This window comes from Ruegeria sp. YKSF57, assembly GCF_059612585.1.
In genome coordinates, this window is record NZ_JBXWQW010000025.1 from 15,036 (window position 1) to 38,683 (window position 23,648).

Consider the following 23,648-nt stretch of genomic DNA (forward strand, 5'->3'; position numbering starts at 1 on the left):
GACAATATATTCGCGTTTCCCGGTCGGGCCGGGATCAGGCTTACATCCGGGTCGCCGGCTGATTGTGTAAACCCTTTGTTTGCTCTCTGTCGATATCAGTCCTGCGCAGGCTGGTCGTGACGGCAGAAAATCGCGATGCCGTCCTACGGGGTTTCGCTGTGCGCAGGGTTTTGGCAGGCGCACATGAAATAGCCAGAGAGGCGAAAATCGGGTATTCTGCCCTTGGCCGCATGCTTCGTTCAGGAGGTTTGCTCATGCCCGAGATTGATTTTTGGTATTCCATTGGAAGTACATACACATTTCTGACGGTGACCCGCCTGCCGGAGTGGTGCCGGGAACACGATGCCACGGTTCGATGGCGTCCGTTCAATGTGCGCAAGGTCATGACCGATCAGCAGAACGTGCCTTTTGCGGGTAAACCGGCCAAATCGGCCTACATGTGGCGCGATATCGAGCGCAGGACCGCCAAGTACGGCCTGCATGCGCACCTGCCCGCCCCCTACCCGATCTCGGATCTGGCGCTGGCCAATCAGGTCGCGCTTTTGGGCATGTCCGAGGGCTGGGGCGAGCGGTTCACCGAAAACCTCTATCGCATCTGGTTCGAGGACGGCGTGGAGGCGGGAAGCGAGGCCGCGCTGTCTGAGGCGCTGTACCGTTGCGATCAGGACCCGATGCCGGTTCTGGCGCGAGCGCGCGCACCGGAGGCGGTCGCGGCGCTGGACCGGGAAACCGAAACAGCCGTTTCGCAGGGCGTGTTCGGCGCGCCAAGCTTTGTTGTACGGGGCGAGCTGTTCTGGGGCGACGACCGTCTGGACGACGCGTTTTCCTGGGCGCGGGTGGGTCACGTGACCTGATCCCCGGCGCGCAGGATTGCCCTCGACTGGCGGGCTTGAAATGCTATTTCTTATGTATGCCTTATCGCTGGAAACAGAACTCGGAATCGGTGCAGGAGCTGCATCTGTGGCCGCATAATTCACTGCCGCCGCGCGGTGCGATCGCGATCGTCCTGAGCATCTTTGCGATGGGGCTGATCCCTTTGCTGGCGGTTCTGGGGTCGGTTCTGTTGTGGGGATTGCTGCCGTTCACACTGTTGGTGGTGCTGGGGCTGTGGCTGGCGCTGGAAGTGAACTATCGGCAGCGGCGCATGCTGGAAGTGCTGACCCTGACGCCCAGCCTGGCCCGGCTGGTGCGGCACAATCCGCGCGGGCGGGCGCAGGAATGGCATTGCAACCGCTATTGGGCGCGCCCCGAGATGCACCGGCACGGCGGACCGGTGCCGAACTATGTCACCCTGAAAGGCGGCGGGCGCGAGGTGGAAATCGGCGCGTTTCTGTCCGAGGACGAACGCGTCGCGCTGTACGACGATCTGCTGGTGAAACTGAGCAGCGACCGGGGCTGAGCCTGCCCCGGAACAAGCCGGTCGTCAGCAATCGCCGTTCGAGGCGCAGAGCTGGTCCTTGACCATGGGGCCGACCTTGCCGAAATCCATCTGGCCGGTATAGCGCGCCTTGAGCTCGCCCATGACCTTGCCCATGTCGCGGATCGAACCCGCGCCGGTGGCGGTGATCGCGGCATTGATGGCCTGTGTCACCTCGTCATCGTCCAGCTGCTTGGGCAGGAATTCCTCGATCACCTCGATTTCCTGGCGCTCGCGCTCGGCCAGATCCAGTCGCCCGCCCTCTTCATAGGCGCGCGCGCTTTCCTTGCGCTGCTTGGTCATTTTCCCAAGGATTTCAAGCACGTCCGCGTCACCACATCCCTGCGCCTCGTCATTGCCCGAGCCGCGCGTGGCGATATCCCTGTCCTTGATTGCCGCGTTGATCAGACGAAGCGTCGACAATCGGTCAGTCGCCTTGTCCTTCATTGCCTGCTTAAGGGCCGTGTTCACCCTTGATCGCATATCCATATGTTCTGCCCATCCCCATGGATCCGGAACTCTGACCATATAGAAACAGAATGAATGAGACAACAGGGGGTGAATACAGCTAAGCCATTGAAATCTATGAATACCGCAAAAATTGAACGGACTTGACCCGACGGCGCAACACCCTTAGGTATGCGCCGATTTACCCAGCAGGAGAGTCGCGCCATGGCCCAGAACGCCACGCCCAAGCCCACCGCATGTCTGGCACTGGCCGATGGAACGCTGTTTTACGGGCACGGGTTCGGAGCGACAGGCCAGACCGTGGCCGAGCTGTGCTTCAACACGGCCATGACCGGCTATCAGGAGATCATGACCGACCCGTCTTATGCCGGGCAGATCGTGACCTTTACCTTTCCGCATATCGGCAATGTCGGCGTGAACTCCGAGGATGACGAGACCGGCGATCCGGTGGCCGAAGGGATGGTGGTGAAATGGGACCCGACCGAGGCGTCGAACTGGCGCGCGGCAGAAGAGCTCAAGACATGGCTGGAGCGCCGGGGCCGGATCGCCATCGGTGGCGTCGACACCCGCCGCCTGACCCGCGCGATCCGCCAGCAGGGCGCGCCGCATGTGGCGCTGGCGCATGATCCCGACGGTCAGTTCGATATCTCGGCGCTGATCGCTGCCGCGCGCGGTTTTGCCGGGCTGGAAGGCATGGACCTGGCCAAGAAGGTCACCTGCGCCCAAAGCTATCGCTGGGACGAGATGCGCTGGGCCTGGCCCGATGGCTATTCCCGTCAGGAAGCGCCCAAGCACAAGGTCGTGGCGCTGGATTACGGTGCAAAGCGCAATATCCTGCGCTGTCTGGCCTCGGCCGGGTGCGACGTCACCGTTCTGCCCGCCACCGCCACCGCGGCGGAGGTTCTGGCGCATGATCCAGACGGCGTGTTCCTGTCGAACGGCCCCGGCGACCCGGCAGCGACCGGCGAATACGCAGTGCCGATGATCAAGCAGATCCTGGACACCACCGATCTGCCGGTGTTCGGCATCTGTCTGGGCCATCAGATGCTGGCGCTGGCGCTGGGCGGCCAGACCATAAAGATGAACCACGGCCATCATGGCGCCAACCATCCGGTCAAGGATCTGGAAACCGGCAAGGTCGAGATCACCTCGATGAACCACGGCTTTGCGGTGGATGCGCAGACCCTGCCCGAGGGCGTGGTCGAAACCCATCGGTCGCTGTTCGACGGTTCGAACTGCGGTATCCGCATGGCGGAGCGGCCTGTTTATTCGGTGCAGTACCACCCCGAAGCCTCGCCCGGTCCGCAGGACAGTTTTTACCTGTTCGAGCGCTTCGCCACCGCCATGACTGCCCGCAAGACCGCAGAATAAGCGCGAGCGAAAACAAGCTTAACCGCGCATTAACCTTGTTCCTTCAACCCTGATGCCTGACGCCTGCATCGGGGTTGAGGAATGAGTGAACAGAACCTGCAAAGATTGTCGGAGGCGCTTCCCGTCGCCGGGACGCGGGCAAGGCAGCCGCTGGGCCGGTATCTGGTCGAAGGCGGCGCAATCACCGAAAGCCAGCTTGTTCATGCCCTGACGCTTCAGGAACGGCTGGACGCCCCCATCGGGGAAATCCTGATTGCCGAGGGTTTTGCGGAAACGCGCGATGTTCTGGCGGCGCTGTCAACGCAATATGGTCTGCAGGTCGCAGCGCTGGATGCGCCCGCCCCCACTGCTGCGCTTTGTGCGCTGATGCCCACCGAGTTCTGGCTGGAATACAATCTGGTTCCGTGGATGCGGCTGGGTCCGCTGGTACTGGTCGCGACGGCGCGCCCGGACCTGTTTGACGCGCCACGCGCCCGGCTGGCGGCGGCGGGTGTGACGGCGATCCCGGTTCTGGCCTGGAGAGATGAGATCGACCGCGCCATTGCGCGCCAGTTCGCGGACAGTCTGGCCAAGGCGGCGGAAACGCGCGTCGAACCTGCGCAAAGCTGCCGCAACTGGGATGCCGTTTCGAGATTGCCATCTGTCCTGGTCGCGCTTTTGCTGGTCGCCGTCATGGTGGCGTCGCCGCTGCCCGCATTCGCCGCCTTGACAGTAGCGGCGGTTGTGACGCTGGCCCTGTTCACCGCGCTGCGCGTGGTAGGTATTCTGGGGCAATTGGCCGGGCACGCGCTGGTGAACGCGCCGGAGCCTACAGGCCACAGGCCCGGCCCCGAATCCCGGCTGCCGCGCGTGTCGGTTCTGGTGCCGCTGTACAAGGAGCGTGAAATCGTCGGCGACCTGATCCCGCGCCTGAACCGGCTGACCTATCCCAAGGCCCTGCTGGATGTCATTCTGGTGCTGGAGGAAAAGGACCGGATCACCCGGGACACACTGGCACAGGCACAGCTGCCGCCGTGGATGCGGGTGATCGAGGTGCCCGACAGCCACGGCCTGACCACCAAGCCGCGCGCGATGAATTATGCGCTGGATTTCTGCCGAGGCGATATCGTGGGGGTCTGGGATGCCGAGGACGCGCCGGTCGCGGACCAGATCGAGCATGTGGTGGCCCGCTTTGCGCAGGCGCCCGAGGATGTGGTGTGCCTGCAGGGGATACTGGATTACTATAATCCGCGCACCAATTGGCGGTCACGTTGTTTCACCATCGAGTATTGCAGCTGGTTCCGGGTTGTCCTGCCTGGCATGGCGCGATTTGGGCTGGTGATCCCACTGGGCGGCACCACGCTGTTTTTTCGCCGCAAGGCACTGGAGGCGCTGGGCGGCTGGGACGCGCATAACGTGACCGAGGATGCCGATCTGGGCGTCCGGCTGTGCCGCGCCGGATACCGGACCGAAGTGTTCGACACGGTGACCTATGAAGAGGCCAATTTCCGCCTCTGGCCTTGGGTTCGCCAACGTTCGCGCTGGCTGAAAGGGTTCATGGTGACCTATCTTGTGCACATGCGCGCGCCGCGCAAGCTGTTGGGCGAGCTCGGGTTGAAACGGTTTCTGGGGGTTCAGGCGTTTTTTCTGGGCACGGTGGGTCAGTTCCTGCTGGCGCCGGTTCTGTGGTCGTTCTGGCTGATGCTGTTCGGGCTGCCGCATCCGCTGGCCGGGGTGTTTCCCGCAGGCATCATCACCGCCATGATCGGGTTCTTCATCTTTGCCGAAGCCGTCACCCTGATTGTCGGACTGACCGCCGTGTCATCCGAGCGCCGACGGTTCCTGATGCCGTGGGTACCGACGATGGTGTTGTATTTCCCGTTCGGCGTCATCGCCGCATACAAGGCGCTGTGGGAACTGGCGATCAAGCCCTATTTCTGGGACAAGACCCAGCACGGACAAGCCGGAGAGGAATGCGTGCCCGGTTGAGACCTATTGACGCTCGCGCTTGTCGGCGTCCTGCTTGAGCCGGGTCATGAAGGCGATGGAGATATGTTCCTTGAGCGCCAGCTGCGCCGCATCCTCGTCGCGCGCGGCAATCGCCTCGACAATGCCCTTGTGTTCGCTTTGCGCCACCTCGCCGCGCCCTTGCGCGGCCAGCGACGTGGTGGCCATCAACGCCATGGTGCGATGCACCAGGTCCAGTTGCTGCACCAGATAGCGATTGTGCGAGGCCAGGTGGATCTGTACGTGAAACCTCCGGTTCGCCCGTGACAGCGCCGAAGGGTCGTTGACCAGCGCGTCATCCTCCTGAACCATGTCGCGCAGCACCCGGATCTCTTCGTCGGTGGCATGCTTGGCGGCAAGGCGCGCGGCCAGCCCCTCGAGCTCGCGGCGCACCACGTAAAGCTCGGCCATCTGATTGTGATCCAGCGAGGCCACGATCAGCGAGCGCCCGTCGCGTTCCAGCAGTGATTGGGTTTCCAGCCGTTGCAGGGCTTCGCGAATGGGCGTGCGTGACACACCGAACCGGTCGGCCAGTTCGCTTTCGACCAGACGGTCACCGGGTTTGTAGATGCCTACGTCGATCGCTTCGAGGATCAGGCTGTAGGCGTCGGTGTTGGACTGGCGGCTCTGGCTCATGGTGTCATCTGGCTCCCTGTTCGGACCTGTCTATCCGCCGGGTGTGCCTGCAATCAAGATTGAAATCCGACCATGTCCAGCCTAAACCGGCACGCATGGTGAAGCCTGCATTCTCTCATGTCACGCAATGGGTGTTCGATCTGGACAACACCCTTTATCCGCCGCACATGCGCCTGTTCGACCAGATCGAGGTGCTGATGACGCAATATGTCATGGATGCGCTGAGGGTGGACCGGGCCGAGGCAGACCGGCTGCGGTCGCAATACTGGCGGCAATACGGCACCACGCTGGCCGGTCTGATGGCGGAACATGACCTGGACCCCGATCCTTATCTGGTTGCGGTGCATCAGGTCGACATGAGCCATATGGAGGCGGATACCGCCCTTGCAAACCATATCCGGTCGCTGCCGGGGCGCCGGATCGTCTATACCAACGGCAGCGCGCCCTATGCCGAACGGGTGCTGGCGGCGCGCGGGCTGAGCGGGCTGTTCGACGCGATCTATGGCGTCGAACATGCCGGATACCGGCCCAAGCCCGAGCGGGCGGCGTTCGAGGCGATATTCGCCCGTGCCGGCATCGACGCCGCGCAGGCCGCGATGTTCGAGGATGACGCCCGAAACCTGGCCGCGCCGCACGAGATGGGGATGCGCACGGTACATGTGGCGCCCGAGCATCATCCGGCAGATCATATCCATCATCACACCGCCGATCTGACCGCGTTCCTGTCGCGGCTGGTCTGAGACACGCGCACGGGACAGGATGTCACTTGGCACCGGGTTGCGAAACCGCCTAGGGTCCGGCCGGAACGGAGATTTTGCCATGAAGACCAGCTGTGACATCCTGATTTCCGGTGGCGGCATCGCCGGGCTGACGGCGGCGGCCGCATTTGGTGCCGCCGGATTCGATGTGGTCTGCGTCGACCCTGCCCTGCCGGTGACAGAGCGCGACGCCGAAGGGTCGGACCTGCGCACCACGGCGTTTCTGCAGCCCGCGCGCGGCCTGCTGGAGCAATGCGGGCTTTGGGCGCGACTGGCCGAGCATGCCGCGCCGCTGCAAATCATGCGCATCGTCGACGCCGGCGGCGAGGTGCCCGAACCCCGCGTGGTCCGGGATTTCAATGCTGCCGACATCTCGGACCAGCCATTCGGGTGGAACCTGCCCAACTGGCTGCTCAGGCGCGAGATGTTGGCCCGGTTGACCGAATTGCCAAATGTCGATTTCCGCCCCGGAACCGCAACCACCAGCCTGTTCACCCGGATGGCTGAGGCCCGTGTCGGCCTGAGCGATGGCGCCCGCGTGACATGCAAGCTGGTGCTTGCGGCAGACGGGCGCAACTCGCCCATGCGCGAGGCGGCGGGCATTGGCGTTCACACCACCCGCTATGGTCAGAAGGCGCTGGCCTTTGCGGTGACCCACACTATCCCGCACGACAATGTCTCGACCGAGATCCACCGCTCGGGCGGGCCGTTCACGCTGGTGCCGCTGCCGGACTGGCAGAGCCAGCCGTCATCGGCGATCGTCTGGATGGAACGGGGACCAAAAGCGCTGGACCTGATGCAGATGAAGCCCGAGGCGTTCGAGGCGGCGATGACCGAGCGGTCGTGCGGATTGTTCGGACCGCTGAAACTGGCCTCGCGCCGCACCATCTGGCCCATCATCAGCCAGTCGGCGGAGCGGCTGGCGGGTGAGCGGGTGGCGCTGATGGCCGAAGCCGCGCATGTGGTGCCGCCCATCGGAGCGCAGGGGCTGAACATGTCGCTGGGCGATCTGCGGTCGCTGCTGGATCTGGCGCAGGCGCGGCCCGAGGGATTGGGCGACGCGGACATGCTGGAGGCCTATCACAAGGCGCGGCACAACGAGATCGCGGCGAGAGTCAGGGGGATCGACCTGCTGAACCGCGCCTCGATGATGGAAGCGCGCCCCTTGCGGGATGCGCGGGCGCTGGGGCTGAGCGCGCTTTACTCGCTGGCCCCGGTGCGCAAGACGCTGATGCAGATGGGGCTTGGCGTGCGGTGACGCGCGGGCGGGCCGAAGCCCGCCAGCCGTTCAGAGCACCTGATCCAGAACCCGTTTCAACCGACCGATCGTGCCATCGACGTCATAAAGCTTGTCGAGGCCGAACAGGCCGAGGCGGAAGGTGCTGAACCCCTGCGGTTCATCACATTGCAGCGGCACCCCGGCGGCGATCTGCATGCCCAGCGCGGCGAATTTCCTGCCGTTCTGCACCTCGGGATCGCTGGTATAGCTGACCACCACGCCCGGCGCGCCAAAGCCTTCGGCGGCCACGGACGTGATACCCTTGTCCTTCAGCATCGCCCGCACGCCGTTGCCCAGCGCCCATTGCGCATCGCGCAGCCTGTCGAAACCGTATTCGCGGGTTTCGGCCATGGTGTCGCGGAAGGCGCGCAGCGCATCCGTGGGCATGGTGGCGTGATAGGCATGCCCGCCGCCCTCGTAGGCTTTCATGATGTCGCGCCATTTCCTGAGGTCGATGGCGAAACTGTCCGAGGTGGTCTCGGCCAACCGGGTCTCGGCCCGTTCCGACAGCATCACGAGACCGGCACAGGGCGAGGCGCTCCAGCCCTTTTGCGGGGCCGAGATCAGGACATCGACGCCGGTAGCCTTCATGTCGACCCAGACGCAGCCCGAGGCGATGCAATCCAGCACCATCAGCGCGCCGACCTCGTGCGCCGCGGCCGCCATGGCGGTGATGTAGTCATCCGGAAGAATCACCCCGGCGGCGGTTTCCACATGCGGGGCAAAGACGATATCCGGCTTTTGCTCGCGGATGGTGGCCACGACCTCTTCAATCGGTGCGGGGGCAAAGGGAGACGGTGTGGCGTTGCCGGTCTGACGCGCCTTCATCACCGTCGTGCTGGCGGTGAGGCCACCGGTTTCGAAAATCTGGCTCCAGCGATAGGAGAACCAGCCGTTGCGCACCACCAGAACGTTGGCACCGCGCGCGAACTGCCGGGCCACCGCCTCCATCCCATAGGTGCCACCGCCGGGGATCACCGCGACGGCATCGGCATTGTAGACGTCGCGCAGCATGGCCGAAATGTCCCGCATGACCTGCTGAAAGGTCGCGGACATGTGATTCAGGGAGCGGTCGGTGAAAACCACGGAGAATTCTTCGAGACCTTCGGGGTCAACGGTATCAAGCAGCGCGGGCATGTTCTGTCCTTTCTGACGCGGTCCCCCTTTTCTGACCTCGGCCTGACGACAGGTAAAGCAGGAATTCGTCAGAAAACCGCGATTATCGACACCTGGGGCGATTTCACGGTCACCACAATTTGATAACCGCCTGATGGCAAAGAAATATTAACGTTTGATAACGAGAGATTACAGAAATGGCACCATACAGTGTCACCATGCCTTTACACTTAGACGTGTTTCTGAACAGATGTATGCAGCCAGAACATGAATGTACGGAGTTACCAGTGACGGCGCAAAAACGCATTAGTTTTCAACTTATTAGAGATGAAGTTAAACGCAGGATTGAATATCGCATTTGGCCGCAGGGGGCGATCCTGCCGACGGAAGCGGAACTGGCCGAAGAGTTCGGCTGCGCCCGGGCAACCGTCAACCGCGCATTGCGGGAACTGGCCGAACTGGGGTTTGTCGAGCGCAAGCGAAAAAGCGGCACAAGGGTCAAGCGATCACCCGCGAAACAGGCCCGGCTGGAAATCGCGCTGGCCCGCCAGACGGTCGAAGATCGAAATTCCCAATACCGATATGCGCTGGTGGAGAGGAAAGTGCTGACCAGCCCCGCCTGGCTGGCCTCGCAACTGGGCTTGCCCAATGATGCCCCGGTGCTGCACCTGTTGTGCATGCATTACGCCGACAACCGCCCGTTTCAACTGGAAGAACGCTGGATCAACATCGCGGCGGTGCCCGATGTGGAACAGGCCGATTTCAGCCGCTCCGGCCCGCATGAGTGGTTGCTGAACGCCGCCCCGTTTGCCGAGGCGACTGTCACCTTTTCCGCCATCGGAACCGACGGGCACCTTGCCGAATTCATGGGCACCACGCCCGGCGCACCGGTGCTGCAGACCGAGCGCATGACCTGGCTGAACGGCACGCCGGTGACCTTTGCCCGGATGACCCATCATCCCGGGTTCAGGATCAGCAGCCAGTATTGAGGCCATCTATCCGATCGGTCCGGGCAGCCGCTCCTCGCTCAGCAGGACGTTGGCCTCGACATCGCCGGCGCCGGGCAGCGTCATGATCCGCCGCCGCAGGACGCGTTCGAAATCCGACAGGTCCCGCGCCACGACGCGCAGGCGATAGTCGTAGAGCCCCAGCACATGCTCCACGGTCTGCACTTCGGGGATGGCGCTGACGGCGCGTTCGAAATCTTCCAGGCTGACCTGCCCCTTGCGCGCCAGTTTGACACCCAGAAACACCGTCACGCCGAATCCCAGCGCCTCGGCGTTCAGGCGCAGACGGCGGCCCTTGATCACCCCCGCCTCTTCCAGCCGCCTGATCCGCCGCCATGTGGCGGGTTGCGACAGGCCAAGGCGGCGGCCCAGCGCGCCAGCACTTTGGGTGGCGTCCTGGGCCAGCGCCCGCAGCAGCTTGCGGTCGATTTCGTCCAGCTCGATCATACCGGCAGCACCTCGTCACGCTTTACCCGAGCGATATGCATCAGCGCCTCGATATCGGCGATATGCGGCAGGGTCAGGATGCGGTCGCGATAGAGTTGCTGATAATGGGGCATGTCGCGGGCGATCACTGACAGGCGCACATCGACCCGGCCCAGAAAGGTCTGGATCTCGATCGCCTCGGGTACCTGCCGCGCCGCTGCGATGAACTCGTCAAAGGCGCGTGGCTGGGTCTTGTCGAGCGTGACGCGCAAGCTGACCTCGACCGCATAGCCCAGCGCCCGCCAGTCGATCACCGCCTCCTGCCCCTCGATGATCCCCGCCGCCTGCATCTTTTCGATCCGCCGCCAGCACACGCCCGAAGTGATGCGGCTGCGCTCGGCCAGTTCGGCGGTCGAGAGGCTTGGATCGGCCTGATAATGGCGCAGAATCCGGCGGTCGATATCGTCAAGCATGTATCTTTCGCAATCTCGTGTTTTGACGAATAGTTCTTCGCCTTTTTCACAATTACTCAATCCCAGCGCTCTCGCCAATACCCGAAACTGGCGGTAAAAGCGCAGCAATCGAAACAGAAAGGACCGGCATCATGCGCGTCTATTACGATCGCGATTGCGACATCAACCTGATCAAGGACAAGAAAGTGGCCATCCTGGGCTATGGCAGCCAGGGCCACGCCCATGCGCTGAACCTGCGCGACTCGGGCGCCAAGAACCTGGTCGTCGCGCTGCGCGAAGGCTCGGCATCCGCCAAGAAGGCCGAAGCCGAAGGTCTGCAGGTGATGGGCATCGCCGAAGCGGCGGCCTGGTGCGACGTCATCATGTTCACCATGCCCGACGAACTGCAGGCCGAGACCTACAAGAAATACGTGCATGACAACATCCGTCCGGGTGCCGCCATCGCGTTTGCCCACGGCCTGAACGTGCATTTCGGCCTGATCGAGCCGAAAGAGGGCGTGGACGTCATCATGATGGCGCCCAAGGGCCCCGGCCACACCGTGCGCGGCGAATATGTCAAGGGCGGCGGCGTGCCCTGTCTGGTTGCGGTTCACACCGACGCCACCGGCAAGGCGCTGGAAACCGGCCTGTCCTATTGCTCCGCCATCGGCGGCGGCCGCTCGGGCATCATCGAGACAAACTTCCGCGAGGAATGCGAAACCGACCTGTTCGGCGAACAGGCGGTTCTGTGCGGTGGTCTGGTCGAACTGATCCGCTGCGGTTTCGAGACGCTGGTCGAGGCGGGCTATGCCCCCGAGATGGCCTATTTCGAATGTCTGCACGAAGTGAAGCTGATCGTCGACCTGATCTATGAAGGCGGCATTGCCAACATGGATTACTCGATCTCGAACACCGCCGAATACGGCCAGTATGTCACCGGCCCGCGCATCCTGCCCTATGAGCAGACCAAGAAGGCCATGAAAGAAGTTCTGAACGACATCCAGCAGGGCAAGTTCGTCCGCGATTTCATGCTGGAGAATGCGGTTGGCCAGCCGACGATCAAGGCATCGCGCCGGGCCAATGACGAGCATCAGATCGAACAGGTCGGCGAAAAGCTGCGCGGCATGATGCCGTGGATCTCGGCCGGCAAGATGGTCGACAAGTCGAAGAACTGATCACGGTTCCAACGCAAGACAAAGGGCGCCCAGCGGCGCCCTTTTTTGTTTCCGGGCGAGATGAAATCCGTTGACATGGGATTGCGGCGCCTGTCTGGTTTCGCTCGAGTATTGAGGGGCCTATGGACCAACGACCTGAGATCACGACGAAAAGCTGGTTGATGGTCGCCACGCTGGGTTTTGTCTGGGGCGGGACGTTCCTGATCATCGAGCTGGTCCTGGAACAGATGACGCCATTCTGGCTGGCGGCCTTTCGCATCGGTTTTGGCGCGGTGCTGAGCCTTGCGGTCTGGCAGGCCCTGGGCGGCAGGCTGTTCCGCGAACCGCTGGGCAGGGAGGGCCTGATTTCCCTGATTGGCATCGCCCTGCTCAATTCGGCCATTCCGTTTTCATTGATCTCGTGGGGGCAGCAATATGTCACCTCGGGCTTTACCGGGGTTTCGATGGCCTCGATCGCGCTGATGGTGGTCCCGCTGGCGCATTTCTTTGTCCCCGGCGAACGGATGACCCTGCGGCGCAGCTTGGGCTTTGTTATCGGTTTTGCCGGGGTGGCGCTGTTGATCGGGTCGCAGGCGTTCGAAAGCTCGGGCGATGTGCGCGAGTTGCCGGGGCGGCTGGCCTGCCTGACGGCTGCGGCCTGTTATGCGGTGGCCTCGATCCTGCTGCGGCGGTTGCCGCCGGTCGATCCGATCGGCCTGTCCACGGTTCTGTTGCTGATTGGCGCGGTGGCGATCGTGCCGATGGCCTGGGCGGTGGACGGGCCACCCGTGCTGCCGGATCAGCGCACGCTGTGGCTGGCGGCGTTTCTGGGTTTGGTGCCGACGGCGGCGGCCAATATCCTGCGGGTGACTGTGGTGCGCACCGCCGGGCCGGTTTTCATGAGCCTGACGAACTATCAGGTGCCGGTCTGGGCTGTTGTTCTGGGGGCCGTATTTCTGGGGGAGCCAATGCCCCCGACCCTGATTTGGGCACTGTTGCTGATCCTGTCGGGGGTCGGCCTCAGCCAGTATGGCGCGCTGAGGCGGCTGTTCGGGCGGTCAGGCTGAGACCGCCCCCGAAACCGCGTTCACCACCGAATCCACCGTTTGCTCCAGCAGGCCCTCGTCTTCGCATTCCGCCATCACGCGGATCAGCGGTTCGGTGCCGGATTTACGGATCAAGAGGCGCCCCTTGCCGTTCAGCGCCCCTTCGGCATCGGCAATTGCACGCTGCACTTCGGGCAGGTCAAGGGGAGTCTGGCCCGCGTCAAAGCGCACGTTTTTCAGAAGCTGCGGCACCGGTGTGAACTGACGTGCCAGTTCCGAGGCGCGACGGCCCGACGCCACCATTTCGGCCAGGAAATGCAGCCCCGCCATCAACCCGTCGCCGGTGGTGGCATAATCGCTCATGACGATATGGCCAGATTGCTCGCCGCCCAGGTTGAAGCCGCCTTCGCGCATCCGCTCGACCACATAGCGGTCGCCCACGGCGGTGCGCTCCAGCCGCAAGCCCTGACTGCCAAGGTGGCGTTCGAGGCCAAGGTTGGACATGACGGTCGCCACAAGCGCGCCGCCGCTGAGTTGGCCCTCGGCGGCCCAGCGTGTGGCGAGCAGCGCCATCAGCTGATCGCCATCGGCCACCGCGCCAGTTTCGTCAATGACGACAACACGGTCGGCATCGCCATCAAGACAAATGCCGACGTCGGCACCATGTGCGACCACCGTTTCGGCGGCGACGCGAGGCTGGGTGGAGCCGCAGCCCAGGTTGATGTTCTTGCCGTCGGGCGCAACCCCCACCGGGATGACATCGGCCCCAAGTTCCCACAACACTTCGGGCGCGGTGCGGTGAGCCGCGCCGTTGGCGCAGTCGATCACCACTTTCAGGCCATCGAGCCGCAGATCCCGCGGCAGCGAGGATTTCACCCGCTCGCCATAGCGGAACCGGGCGTCATCGACCCGGCGCGCGCGGCCGATGTTGTGCGCCTGCGCCGGCCTCACACCTTCTTCGATCAGCCGTTCGATTTCGATTTCAGCCTGATCGGAAAGCTTGAAGCCATCGGGGCCGAAAAACTTGATCCCGTTGTCCTGGGCCGGGTTGTGGCTGGCCGAGATCATCACGCCCAGATCGGCCCGCATCGAGCGGGTCATCAGCCCGACGGCGGGTGTCGGCACCGGCCCCAGCAGCAGCACGTTCATGCCGGTCGAGGTCAGCCCCGCGGTCAGCGCGTTTTCGAACATGTAACCCGACAGGCGGGTATCCTTGCCAATCACGACCCGGTGCACGCCCGAGGCGTCGCGACGGAAATACCGCCCCACCGCCGCGCCCATGCGTAAGGCCAGTTCCGCCGTCATCGGATAGGTATTGGCAGTTCCCCGCACCCCGTCGGTGCCGAACAACTTGCGCATCATGTGCCTCCGTTAGCTGCTGGCGACAGGATTACCGGACTGCGGCCCAAAGGCGCAAGGCCTGCGCGGTTTCCCTGACGTCATGCACGCGGATTATCTGAACCCCCTGCGCCAACCCGGCCAGCGCCACGGCGATAGAACCCGGTGCGCGGGCGTCGGCGCGCGGTTCCTTGCCGATCCGCCCGATGAAGCCCTTGCGGGACACGCCCAACAGGATCGGGCAGCCCAGACCGTGAAACAGGCTGAGATTGCGCAGCAGGGTCAGGTTGTGCGCCTCGGTCTTGCCAAAACCGATCCCCGGATCGACCACGATGTTCGACCGTGAAAGGCCCTGAGCCTCAAGTCGGGAAACCTGAGACTCAAGAAAATCGTACACGTCGAGCAGCACATTGTCATAGTGTGGCTCGTCCTGCATTGTCGCCGGATCGCCCTGCATGTGCATGACACAGACCGGCAGCTGATGCGCGGCGCAATAGGGCGCGAGATCAGGATCGAACACGAAACCCGAAACGTCATTGACGAGCGTGGCCCCCGCCGCAACAGCGGCCTGCGCCACAGCCGTCTTGCGGGTGTCGATCGAGATTGCCGTATCCGTTTCGGCGCGGATGGCCGTGATTATGGGAACGGTGCGGGCGATTTCCTCGGCGATGGCCACGGTCTGCGACCCGGGCCGGGTGGATTCGCCGCCAATATCCAGAAGCGTTGCCCCATGCGCCACCATTTCGAGCGCTGCCGCGCGGGCGGTTTCGACGGTGTCGTGCCGCCCTCCATCGGAAAAACTGTCCGGCGTGGTGTTGATGACCCCCATGATCTGCGGCTGGCCCATACCCAGACCGGCGACCGGGGCACGGGGCGCGATCAGCCGGTCGAGTGCCTGCGCCGGGATCGCGCGCGCCTCGATGACGGACGCGGGGGCGTTTCGGTCAAGTCTTTCGGCATGGGTGAACCACATATCCGTCCCTGCCAGCGGGACGGCCCCATCGGGCTGCGTCTGGCCCTGTTGCACCAGTGGGCGGTAGTAGTCGCTCACAGTTGGGCCTTCTCCACCGGAATCTGGCGCAGGGGCACGCTGGCCTCTTCCGGCAGATTGCCGCCGATCACCAGCATTTCACTGGCTTCGAAGGTTGCCGCAAACCAGGCCGACAGCGCCACGGCATCAGCGCGTTTGGCCGAGGGGCCGTCCACCGCGTCGAGCACGATCTTGGACGGCGCCCAGACGCAGATCTGGCCGTTCTTCATGGCCCAGTCCAGTTCGGTCCGGGTCGAGACGACAACGCAGCGGTGATCGCGCGCTGCCAGAACCCAGGCGTTCTGTTCGATGGCCAGAAGATCGATCCGGCGCTGGGTCATCGCGTGCCCGGTCTGTGGCACCGCAAGTGGCGAAGCCCCGACGCACAGGATCAGCGGGCGCCTGCGATGTTCCAGCTGGTCGATCCATGCCGTCAGGTTGGGCGACGAAATCGCCTCGTTCGACAGGAAGACGAGGCGGGGATGGGGGCGTTCCTCGGCGGCGACGTCATGATGGAGCTTGTCTTTGCCGCGCACGATCTCGACCCCCAATGCGCCGGGGCCACGATCAAGTTTTTCGATGCGGACAAAGGCCCTTACGGCCTGAGGTTCAAGCAGAATGCGTTCCGCTACACGCTCGGCCAGTGTTTCCAGCAGGTTTAGGCGTTCTGCGGACAGCTCATGTGCGATGGCCTCGGTCACCCGATCATAGGACAGGATGCGGTCGACATCGTCATCAATCGGCCCGGTCAGGGGTTTGACCTCGACCACGATATTGAAACAGATGCGCTGGGTGGTGCCGCGCTCGGCCTGAAAGGCGCCAATCTCGACCTCGACGATGTGGTCACGCAACGAGATACGGTCCAGCGGCCCGCGCGGCGCGGTGGCTTCGGAGCGTTCGGACGGGTGCGCAAATGCGAGGCGGATTTCAGAACTCATTGATCTGGCCTTTTTTCGGCTCGATGGACGGGTCCGCCCTAGATAGACGTTGCGGCAGCCTATAACAGCTTCACAAACGCCACACCAGCGACAGAATACGTCGTCAGGAAACCCTGAACCAGCTCATCATACCAGAAGCCGCGTGTCCAAGCATGTGGCAATGCAACAGCCAGTTGCCCGGATTGTCCGCCATCAGCGCGACCTGGCGGGTTTCGCCGGGCGCAACCAGAACCGTATCGCGCCACGGACCCAAAGAACCATCGGGCTGGATCAGGCGGAAATGGTGGCCATGCATATGCATGGCATGGAAAAACGCGGTGTCGTTCACGAACTCGATCCGGTGCGAACTGCCGCGCGCGGCATCAAGGAACGGGTCGGCTGGCCTTGCCGCCTGTCCGTTCAGCGCCCAGAACCGGCCCAGTTCGGCCAGTTCCTGACCTGTCAGATCAACGCCGTCGATCTGCGCGTGATCCAGCCAGCGCATTGCGCCGCCCTGCATCGCCATCCGGTGCAGCGGTGCGTCGTCAAGGCTCAGCCCCTGCCCGACCGAATTGGGCGGCAGCGGAGCCGGTGTGTTGCGGCGGTTCTGAGTGTTCTGACCACGCACGTCGAACCGGGCCAGACCAAAACCCCCGTCCCTTTCGATGCTGACGAGGCTGGCCGTCAGACCGCGTTCGACTGTGACATCGACAAGCAGGTCGACACGCTGCGCCGGGGCCAGCGGGAAGGAGCCGTTGACCCGTTGCGGCTGATCCAGCGGCATACCATCAAGCGCCACGATCCAGCCATCCAGCCCGTCGAGCCCAAGATCGAACACGCGCGCATTGGCCACGTTGATAAGCCGCAGCCGCAGCCGGTCATTGGTGGAAACGTCGAAACCCGGATCGAAACGGCCGTTGACAGTCAGAAGGTTACCGAGGCGCCCGGCATGGCTGAGGTCATGCCCGTTGTCGAAATCCTCGGTAATTTGCGCGGTTTCGGGCGACAGGCGCCAATCGTCCAGCGCCAGTGTCAGGTCCCGGTCGATATCCGGGGCAACCGGTTCGTCAACGATCAGCGGTCCGTGCAGCCCCCTGGCCACCTGCTCGACTGTCTGATTGTGCGCGTGATACCAGTAGGTTCCGGCGTCGGGCACGGTAAAGTCGTAATCGAAGCTTTCGCCGGGCTGGATAGGATCCTGTGTCAGGCCCGGCACCCCATCCATGGCGTTGTCGATGCGGATACCATGCCAGTGAACCGAGGTCGGTTGCGGCAACGAGTTGAGGATACGCCGCTGTACGCGGGCCCCCTGCCTGACCCGGATTTCCGGCCCCGGCGCGGTGCCGTCAAAGCTCCAGATCTGCGTGGGATCATAGCTGTCGGGCGCGATCTGCTGAATTGCCTCGCGCGCTTCGAGAACGGGCAAAGCCGCCCTTGCGCGAACGGGAAACGCCGCCATTGCAGCCGAAGCTGCCAGTACCTGCCGCCGGGTGAGTTTCATCGCGGTCCTCCTGAACCGCAATATAGGCATTTGCGCGCACCCTGCCATCAGGGTTCCAGCGCGGGTGCGTCAATCAGTTGCTGGCAGTGCGGTAGTTGGGCCGGTAGAAAATGTGCACTCCGACGCGCGCGGTTTCCTTGAAGACGCGCGACCAGGACGGGCGGACCGCCTTGGTGTGATAGTGGGTGGCACCATCGGTGATGTCATCGGCCACACCGTCAATCGCCAGACGGGCGACCTTGGCCACACGTTCATAGGCTTCTTTTTCCGCGATCACTTCCTTGTGGCCGTCGCAGGTATAGGTGAACTGGCACTGGTACTTTCGACCTGTCCCCTGACGAATGACACCACACACCGTATCGGGAAACCGCTCGTTCGCCACGCGGTTCAGGATGACCTCGGCGACGGCAAACTGACCCTTGACGCTTTCGCCACGGGCTTCGAAGTACAGAGCCTCGGCCAGGCACTGCCATCTTTCACCACCTGTCGCCTTGGGTCGCTGGTCGAGCCAGTCGCGGGTATAGCTGACCTCGATCGGGTCCGCTTCCTTTTTCGGCTTCAGGAACTTCAGATAGTCGCGAAAACTCTGACCCGGTTGTTCGTTCCGGCTCACCACCTCGGACCCACCGGAATAGACCGGCTCACGTTCCGCATTGGATGTCGTAGGCAACAAAAAGGCGGTCATGACCGCCGCAGCAGCAACAAAACGTATCATTCAGAAAACCTCGCACAGGCACTTAAGCGCCATACCCTCCCCCGGCGGGCGCGAGGAGGCTCATAACCCACTTGATGGCGAAGGTCCAGTTCAGGGAAAAACGCAAGTGGAATCTTGCCCATTCAAGCAAAATTCTGTGACCCAGAGTCCACGTTTCCCCCACTAAACCTGGTGTATTATGCGCCTGTCAACCCCCAAGTTTGGAGGATATCGCCAGTTGAGCGGCTGCCAGCCGAGCGACCGGCACCCGGAAAGGCGAGCATGACACATAGTCGAACCCCGCTGCCCGGCAAAACGCGATTGATTCGGGGTTCCCGCCGTGTTCACCACAGACCGAAAGCGTCACGTCCGGTTGCGCTTTGCGACCGCGTTCAGCGCCCAGTTGCAGCAGCTCGCCAACCCCATCCGTATCAAGGACATGAAACGGGTCCTCGACAAAAACACCCTGGCGCACATAGGCCGACATGAACCGGCCCGCGTCATCGCGCGACAAACCATAGGTCATCTGCGTCAGATCGTTGGTGCCAAAGCTCAGAAACGCGACATGCGGAGCGATTTCTTCGGCACGCAGACAGGCGCGCGGGGTTTCCACCATCACGCCGAGTCGATAGTCGAACTCCTGATCCCGTTCCGAGGCCACGGCCGCAGCCACGGCATCGATGCGCGCCTTGACCAGTTCCACCTCGCGCTTGGCAGAGACCAGCGGGATCATCACCTCGGGTACCACCGGCGCACCCTCCATGCTGGCCTCCAGCGTCGCCTCGAAGATGGCGCGGGCCTGCATGTCATAGATTTCCGGCACGGTGACGCCCAAGCGCACGCCGCGCAGGCCCAGCATGGGATTGTATTCGGTCATCGCCGCAACCCGGCGTTCGACGTCCGAGACCGGAAGATCCAGCGCGTCGGCCAGTTCGCGCTGACCGCTGCGGGTGGTAGGCAGAAACTCGTGCAAGGGCGGATCGAACAGGCGGATACACACCGGTTGCCCTTCCATGATACGGAAAAGCTGTACGAAATCATCACGTTGCATGGGTAGTAGACGTTCCAGAACTGCCGCACGCCCTGACGGGGTCTGGGCAAAGATCATTTCGCGCATCACCGTCAGGCGGCCCGGATCAAAGAACATGTGCTCGGTCCGGCACAGGCCGATGCCCTGCGCGTTGAAATTGCGCGCGGTCTGGGCATCCTGCGGTGTGTCGGCATTGGCCCGGATACCGATGTCACGTTCGGTGTCGGCCCAGGCCATCAGGGTCTGGAAACAGTCGTCCTGCTCGGCCTCCAGCATTTCCGGCTCGCCCGCCAGAACCTGGCCGGAACTGCCGTCGATGGTCAGGATATCACCGGTCTTGAAGATGCGCCCGTCCGGTGCGACGAGCTGCTTTTCCTTCATCCGGAACCGCATCTCTGAGGCCCCGACGATGCAAGGCAGGCCCATGCCCCGCCCGATCACCGCCGCGTGGCTGGTCATGCCACCCTTTTCGGTCAGAACGGCGACCGCCGCGTGCATGCCGCGCACGTCTTCGGGTGAGGTTTCGCTGCGTACCAGAATACAGGGTTCGCGCCGTGACGCGCTGGCCTGCGCCTCGGTTGCCGTGAAGACGATCCGGCCCGTTGCCGCGCCCGGGCTGGCGCCAATGCCGCTTGCCAGCACATCACGCTTGGTTTCGGGATGGACCTGCCGGTGCAGCAACTCGTTGACCGAGTGCGGATCGATCCGCATCACCGCCTCTTGCGGGGTGATGATGCCGTCTTCGGCCAGATGCACCGCGATGCGTACCGCCGCCCGCGCGCCGCGCTGGACGCGGACGCCATCGAGAATGTGGACATGGCCGTTCTCGATCACAAACTCGACCTGCATTTCCTCGCGCAATTTCCGGCGCATCAGGGCGGCGTGGTCTTTCAGCTCGGCAAATGCCTCGGGCGCGACATCCTGGAGCGACTGGCCGCGCGGGTCCTTTTCGAGATAAAGCGCCGAGACCCCCTCGCCCAACGCGTCGCGGCCCTGGGACTGGCTGAGGTAGCGACCGGTGATCTGCGACAGGCCGGTCACCGGATCGATCAGCTGCAACACGCCTGAGCCGCATTCACCCTGACCGACGCCGGGGATCATTTCCTGAACCACAAGCCCAAGACCCGCATCCGCCGGCGCACCCTTGGCCTGTCGCAACAGGCGGGCCGTGGTGCCATCCCAGGCCCGCGCCATCGAGCGCAGCACGGCGGCCAGTTGCTCGCCCCGGTCCTGCGGGAAGTTTTCGTCGGTTTCCTCCTCGTAGGCGCGCAACGACTGGCGCAGCCCCTCGCGGCCATCGGCCTCGATATTGTCGAACTCGTCCGGGTCGAGCCGCGCCACGTGGATCGCGTAGCTTTGCACAAAGCGCAGGTAAAGCGCGGCCGCCGCCTCGACCCCCATCGTGTCGGACAGATCGACATAGCGGGCATCGTTCATGCCGATGTTCAGAATGGCCCCCGGCCCGCCCCAGTCTGGATCTTCGGAACTGGGTCGGACGCACAGCAGCGCCGCCGGGTCGAATTGTCCCAGAATGGCGGCGATGTCGGGCATTTCGCCTTCGGCGATGTGGTGCACCGCGTCAAAGGACAACGCCACGGTGCGCGGCACCGGCAGATCAAGGCGCACAAGGCGCTGAAGGCATTTCGCCCGTCCACCATGGGTTGTTGTCGCCACCGGCGCGTCTGGGGTGATGAGGGTCGTGTCCGGATTATTCTGCACTGCGGCATCCTTTCGCTTGCCTGCAGCATAAGCGGCTTTGCCCGTGGTGCAAGGGTGATATCGGGCGCTTGGCGCGCGCCCGGTCACTTAGCCTTCGATCCGGGTCAAATCGGCAACCGAAGAACAGACCTGGCGGATCTGGTTCAGCAGGTTCAGCCGGTTGCGGCGAACGACCGCGTTGTCGGTGTTGACCTGGACCTCTTCGAAAAAGGCGTCGATCGGCGCGCGCAGGGCCGCCATCGCCGCCATCGCCGCCGGGAAATCCTCGGCCTTGAGGGCGGGGGCGATTTTCGCCTCGGCCCCGGTCAGCGCGGCAAAAAGCGCCTTTTCGCTGTCGGCCTCGGCGAACTTGATATCGGCGCCATAGGAATATTCCACGCCGTCCTGTTCCTCGGCCTGGGTCAGGATATTGTTGGCGCGCTTGAAGCCCTGCACAAGGTTCTCGCCATCCTCGGTCGCGATCACCGCGTTCAGCGCACGGGCGCGTTTGACCAGCAGGTTGAGGTCATCGTTGCCGTCCATCGCGATACAGGCGTCGATGATGTCGTGGCGGATGCCCTCATCACGGAGGAAGACCTTGAGGCGATCGTGGATGAATGACAGAAGGTCCGCAGACAGATCGGGAACCTCGCGTCCGACCTGATCCAGGATATCATTGTCGCCCAGCTTTTCCTTAACGGCCTGGAAGGCGGCACCAAAAACCCCATGATCGGCGATTTCGTCGATCAGGTCGCGCAGCGCGGCCTCGCCGCCGTGGGCGTGGTATTTGTGGCGGAGCAGTTGAGCGTCGACATGTCGATCCAGCGAAATGCGAAGATCATTGGCAAGCACCAACCGAATAACCCCCAGCGCCGCCCGGCGCAGGGCAAACGGGTCTTTCGATCCGGTGGGCTTTTCGTCAATCGCCCAGAAGCCGGTCAGCGTGTCCAGCTTGTCTGCCAGTGCGACAGTGACCGAGAGCGGTGCGGTGGGCACGTCATCCGAGGGGCCGAGCGGTGAGTAATGCTCCTGCGCCACGGCGGCGATGGCAGCGTCCTGACCCGCAACTTCGATGTAATACCGCCCCATAAGCCCTTGAAGTTCCGGGAATTCATAGACCATTTCAGAGCTCAGATCGGCCTTGGCAAGCTTGGCCGCTGTTTCGGCCTGATCGGCATCCGCACCAGTCACGGGCGCCAACTCGCGGGCCAGTGCGGCAATGCGGCGGATGCGGTCGCCCTGACTGCCCAGCTTGTTGTGGAAGGTCACGTTTTCCAGCGCATCGCTCCATTCGTCCATGCCTGCCCGGGCCACGCGCAGGTCGTTGTCCCAGAAGAACTTGGCATCGGCCAGCCGCGCCGACAGCACTTTCTGATTGCCCGCCAGAATGGTCGCGCCATTGTCGGCGGTTTCGCGGTTGGCGACGGTGATGAACCGTTCAATCCGGCCTGTTTTCGGATTGCGGACCGAGAAGAATTTCTGATGTTCTTTCATCGAGGTCTGCAGCACCTCGGGCGGCAGGTCGAGGAATTCGGCGTCGATCTGCCCCATCAGGACAACGGGCCATTCGACCAGCCCCGCGACCTCGGCCAGCAGGCCCTTGTCCTCGACCACATCCAGCCCGGCGGCGAAGGCGAGGTTCTGGGCGTCGTTCCAGATATGGTCGGCCCGGTCGCCGGGCGACAGCATCACATAGGCGCGCTTGAGCTTGGCGGCATAGTCGTCGAAGGAAGTGACCGAAAACCGGCCCGGCGCCATGAAACGATGACCTTCGGTGCTGTTGCCGGATGCGATGCCTTCGACCTCAAGCGGCACCACTTGAGCGTCGGTCTCGTCGGTCAGGATGCACAGGATCGAATGCAGAGGACGCACCCAGCGAAGGGTGGAACTGCCCCAGCGCATGGATTTGGGCCAGGGGAAATTGCGGATCGCGGCTTCGAGCACTTCGGCCACGATCTCGGCCGCCGGACGGCCCGGCTTTTCGATGGTGGCGAAATAGATCGCGCCCTTGGGGGTGTCACGCTCCTCAAGCTGGTCGCGGGTGATGCCGGCACCGCGCAGGAAACCTTCGACGGCCTTGTCGGGTGCGCCGACCTTGGGGCCTTTGCGTTCTTCCCGGATAGTGGGGCTTTGCGTCAACAGCCCTTCGACCGCCAATGTCAGGCGGCGTGGCGTGGTCAGCGCTGCGGCATGGGCATAGGTCAGACCGGCCTCGACCAGACCATCGGTGATCCGCTTTTTCAGATCCTCACCTGCGCGCGCCTGCATGCGCGCGGGGATTTCCTCGGAAAACAGTTCGATCAGCAGGTCGGGCATGGTCGGTC

21 protein-coding genes are annotated in these 23,648 nt (G+C 63.3%); 9 read left to right on the top strand and 12 right to left on the bottom strand.

What is annotated here, in order from left to right; all coding sequences use genetic code 11:
* Nucleotides 1-254 precede the first annotated feature (254 nt).
* Together AC2FLX_RS12100 and AC2FLX_RS12105 are read left to right on the top strand one after the other, a co-directional pair.
* The gene (locus AC2FLX_RS12100) at nt 255-854 is read left to right on the top strand and encodes a 2-hydroxychromene-2-carboxylate isomerase (RefSeq protein WP_496744669.1); all 600 of its coding nucleotides are present in this window, start codon (nt 255-257) and stop codon (nt 852-854) included.
* Between the two features lie 56 nt (nt 855-910).
* Entirely contained in the window at nt 911-1,399 is a 489-nt protein-coding gene (locus AC2FLX_RS12105) for a DUF2244 domain-containing protein (protein WP_480748245.1), read from the top strand.
* Between the two features lie 24 nt (nt 1,400-1,423).
* Here the strand turns inward: AC2FLX_RS12105 and AC2FLX_RS12110 are convergent, their stop codons facing one another.
* Nucleotides 1,424-1,906, bottom strand: a complete 483-nt coding sequence (locus AC2FLX_RS12110; protein ID WP_480748244.1) for a GatB/YqeY domain-containing protein — start codon at nt 1,904-1,906, stop codon at nt 1,424-1,426.
* Nucleotides 1,907-2,089: 183 nt separating this feature from the next.
* Here AC2FLX_RS12110 and carA point away from each other — a divergent pair, with 183 nt between their 5' ends.
* Both carA and AC2FLX_RS12120 read left to right on the top strand, forming a co-directional pair.
* Nucleotides 2,090-3,256, top strand: coding sequence for a glutamine-hydrolyzing carbamoyl-phosphate synthase small subunit (gene carA / locus AC2FLX_RS12115; protein WP_496809731.1), 1,167 nt, complete (start codon nt 2,090-2,092; stop codon nt 3,254-3,256).
* Nucleotides 3,257-3,337: 81 nt separating this feature from the next.
* Nucleotides 3,338-5,224, top strand: a complete 1,887-nt coding sequence (locus AC2FLX_RS12120) for a glycosyltransferase (protein WP_496809732.1) — start codon at nt 3,338-3,340, stop codon at nt 5,222-5,224.
* A gap of 3 nt (nt 5,225-5,227) precedes the next feature.
* Here AC2FLX_RS12120 and AC2FLX_RS12125 read toward each other — a convergent pair whose 3' ends face one another.
* Nucleotides 5,228-5,878, bottom strand: coding sequence for a GntR family transcriptional regulator (locus AC2FLX_RS12125; protein ID WP_496809733.1), 651 nt, complete (start codon nt 5,876-5,878; stop codon nt 5,228-5,230).
* A 95-nt stretch (nt 5,879-5,973) separates the two neighbouring features.
* On the opposite strand from AC2FLX_RS12125, the gene AC2FLX_RS12130 reads away from it, so the two are divergent.
* Together AC2FLX_RS12130 and AC2FLX_RS12135 are read left to right on the top strand one after the other, a co-directional pair.
* The gene (locus tag AC2FLX_RS12130) at nt 5,974-6,618 is read left to right on the top strand and encodes a pyrimidine 5'-nucleotidase (RefSeq protein ID WP_496809734.1); all 645 of its coding nucleotides are present in this window, start codon (nt 5,974-5,976) and stop codon (nt 6,616-6,618) included.
* A 79-nt stretch (nt 6,619-6,697) separates the two neighbouring features.
* Nucleotides 6,698-7,894: a UbiH/UbiF family hydroxylase gene (locus tag AC2FLX_RS12135; protein WP_496809735.1), complete on the top strand. Its 1,197-nt coding sequence runs from the start codon at nt 6,698-6,700 to the stop codon at nt 7,892-7,894.
* Nucleotides 7,895-7,924: 30 nt separating this feature from the next.
* Here the strand turns inward: AC2FLX_RS12135 and AC2FLX_RS12140 are convergent, their stop codons facing one another.
* Entirely contained in the window at nt 7,925-9,052 is a 1,128-nt protein-coding gene (locus AC2FLX_RS12140) for an aminotransferase class V-fold PLP-dependent enzyme (protein ID WP_480748238.1), read from the bottom strand.
* A 266-nt stretch (nt 9,053-9,318) separates the two neighbouring features.
* On the opposite strand from AC2FLX_RS12140, the gene hutC reads away from it, so the two are divergent.
* A complete protein-coding gene (hutC, locus tag AC2FLX_RS12145) occupies nt 9,319-10,020 on the top strand; it encodes a histidine utilization transcriptional repressor HutC (RefSeq protein ID WP_496809736.1) in 702 nt (233 codons plus the stop codon).
* A gap of 6 nt (nt 10,021-10,026) precedes the next feature.
* Here the strand turns inward: hutC and AC2FLX_RS12150 are convergent, their stop codons facing one another.
* Both AC2FLX_RS12150 and AC2FLX_RS12155 read right to left on the bottom strand, forming a co-directional pair.
* Nucleotides 10,027-10,485: an Lrp/AsnC family transcriptional regulator gene (locus AC2FLX_RS12150; RefSeq protein ID WP_480748236.1), complete on the bottom strand. Its 459-nt coding sequence runs from the start codon at nt 10,483-10,485 to the stop codon at nt 10,027-10,029.
* Nucleotides 10,482-10,937, bottom strand: a complete 456-nt coding sequence (locus tag AC2FLX_RS12155; protein WP_480748235.1) for an Lrp/AsnC family transcriptional regulator — start codon at nt 10,935-10,937, stop codon at nt 10,482-10,484. Before AC2FLX_RS12155 ends, AC2FLX_RS12150 begins: the two co-directional genes overlap by 4 nt.
* Before the next feature lie 131 nt (nt 10,938-11,068).
* Here AC2FLX_RS12155 and ilvC point away from each other — a divergent pair, with 131 nt between their 5' ends.
* Together ilvC and AC2FLX_RS12165 are read left to right on the top strand one after the other, a co-directional pair.
* The gene (gene ilvC / locus AC2FLX_RS12160; RefSeq protein ID WP_480748234.1) at nt 11,069-12,091 is read left to right on the top strand and encodes a ketol-acid reductoisomerase; all 1,023 of its coding nucleotides are present in this window, start codon (nt 11,069-11,071) and stop codon (nt 12,089-12,091) included.
* A gap of 122 nt (nt 12,092-12,213) precedes the next feature.
* Entirely contained in the window at nt 12,214-13,137 is a 924-nt protein-coding gene (locus AC2FLX_RS12165) for a DMT family transporter (RefSeq protein WP_496744682.1), read from the top strand.
* Here the strand turns inward: AC2FLX_RS12165 and glmM are convergent.
* The 7 genes from glmM to glyS form a co-directional block, all read right to left on the bottom strand.
* Nucleotides 13,129-14,475 carry a phosphoglucosamine mutase gene (gene glmM, locus AC2FLX_RS12170; protein ID WP_480748232.1) on the bottom strand — a complete coding sequence of 449 codons (1,347 nt, stop codon included), beginning with the start codon at nt 14,473-14,475 and terminating at the stop codon, nt 13,129-13,131. The genes AC2FLX_RS12165 and glmM overlap by 9 nt on opposite strands.
* A gap of 31 nt (nt 14,476-14,506) precedes the next feature.
* Nucleotides 14,507-15,505: a dihydropteroate synthase gene (gene folP / locus AC2FLX_RS12175; RefSeq protein WP_496744684.1), complete on the bottom strand. Its 999-nt coding sequence runs from the start codon at nt 15,503-15,505 to the stop codon at nt 14,507-14,509.
* The gene (locus AC2FLX_RS12180; protein WP_480748230.1) at nt 15,502-16,422 is read right to left on the bottom strand and encodes a dihydroneopterin aldolase; all 921 of its coding nucleotides are present in this window, start codon (nt 16,420-16,422) and stop codon (nt 15,502-15,504) included. The genes folP and AC2FLX_RS12180 overlap by 4 nt, the downstream gene beginning before the upstream one ends.
* A 103-nt stretch (nt 16,423-16,525) precedes the next feature.
* Complete coding sequence (locus AC2FLX_RS12185) at nt 16,526-17,902, bottom strand: multicopper oxidase family protein (protein WP_496809737.1); 1,377 nt, start codon at nt 17,900-17,902, stop codon at nt 16,526-16,528.
* Between the two features lie 73 nt (nt 17,903-17,975).
* Nucleotides 17,976-18,617: a cell wall hydrolase gene (locus AC2FLX_RS12190; RefSeq protein ID WP_480748228.1), complete on the bottom strand. Its 642-nt coding sequence runs from the start codon at nt 18,615-18,617 to the stop codon at nt 17,976-17,978.
* 187 nt (nt 18,618-18,804) lie between these two features.
* The gene (locus AC2FLX_RS12195) at nt 18,805-21,345 is read right to left on the bottom strand and encodes a putative PEP-binding protein (protein WP_496744690.1); all 2,541 of its coding nucleotides are present in this window, start codon (nt 21,343-21,345) and stop codon (nt 18,805-18,807) included.
* A gap of 87 nt (nt 21,346-21,432) precedes the next feature.
* Nucleotides 21,433-23,640 (bottom strand): glycine--tRNA ligase subunit beta, encoded by a 2,208-nt coding sequence (glyS, locus tag AC2FLX_RS12200; protein WP_496809738.1) that lies wholly within the window; start codon nt 23,638-23,640, stop codon nt 21,433-21,435.
* Nucleotides 23,641-23,648 lie beyond the last annotated feature (8 nt).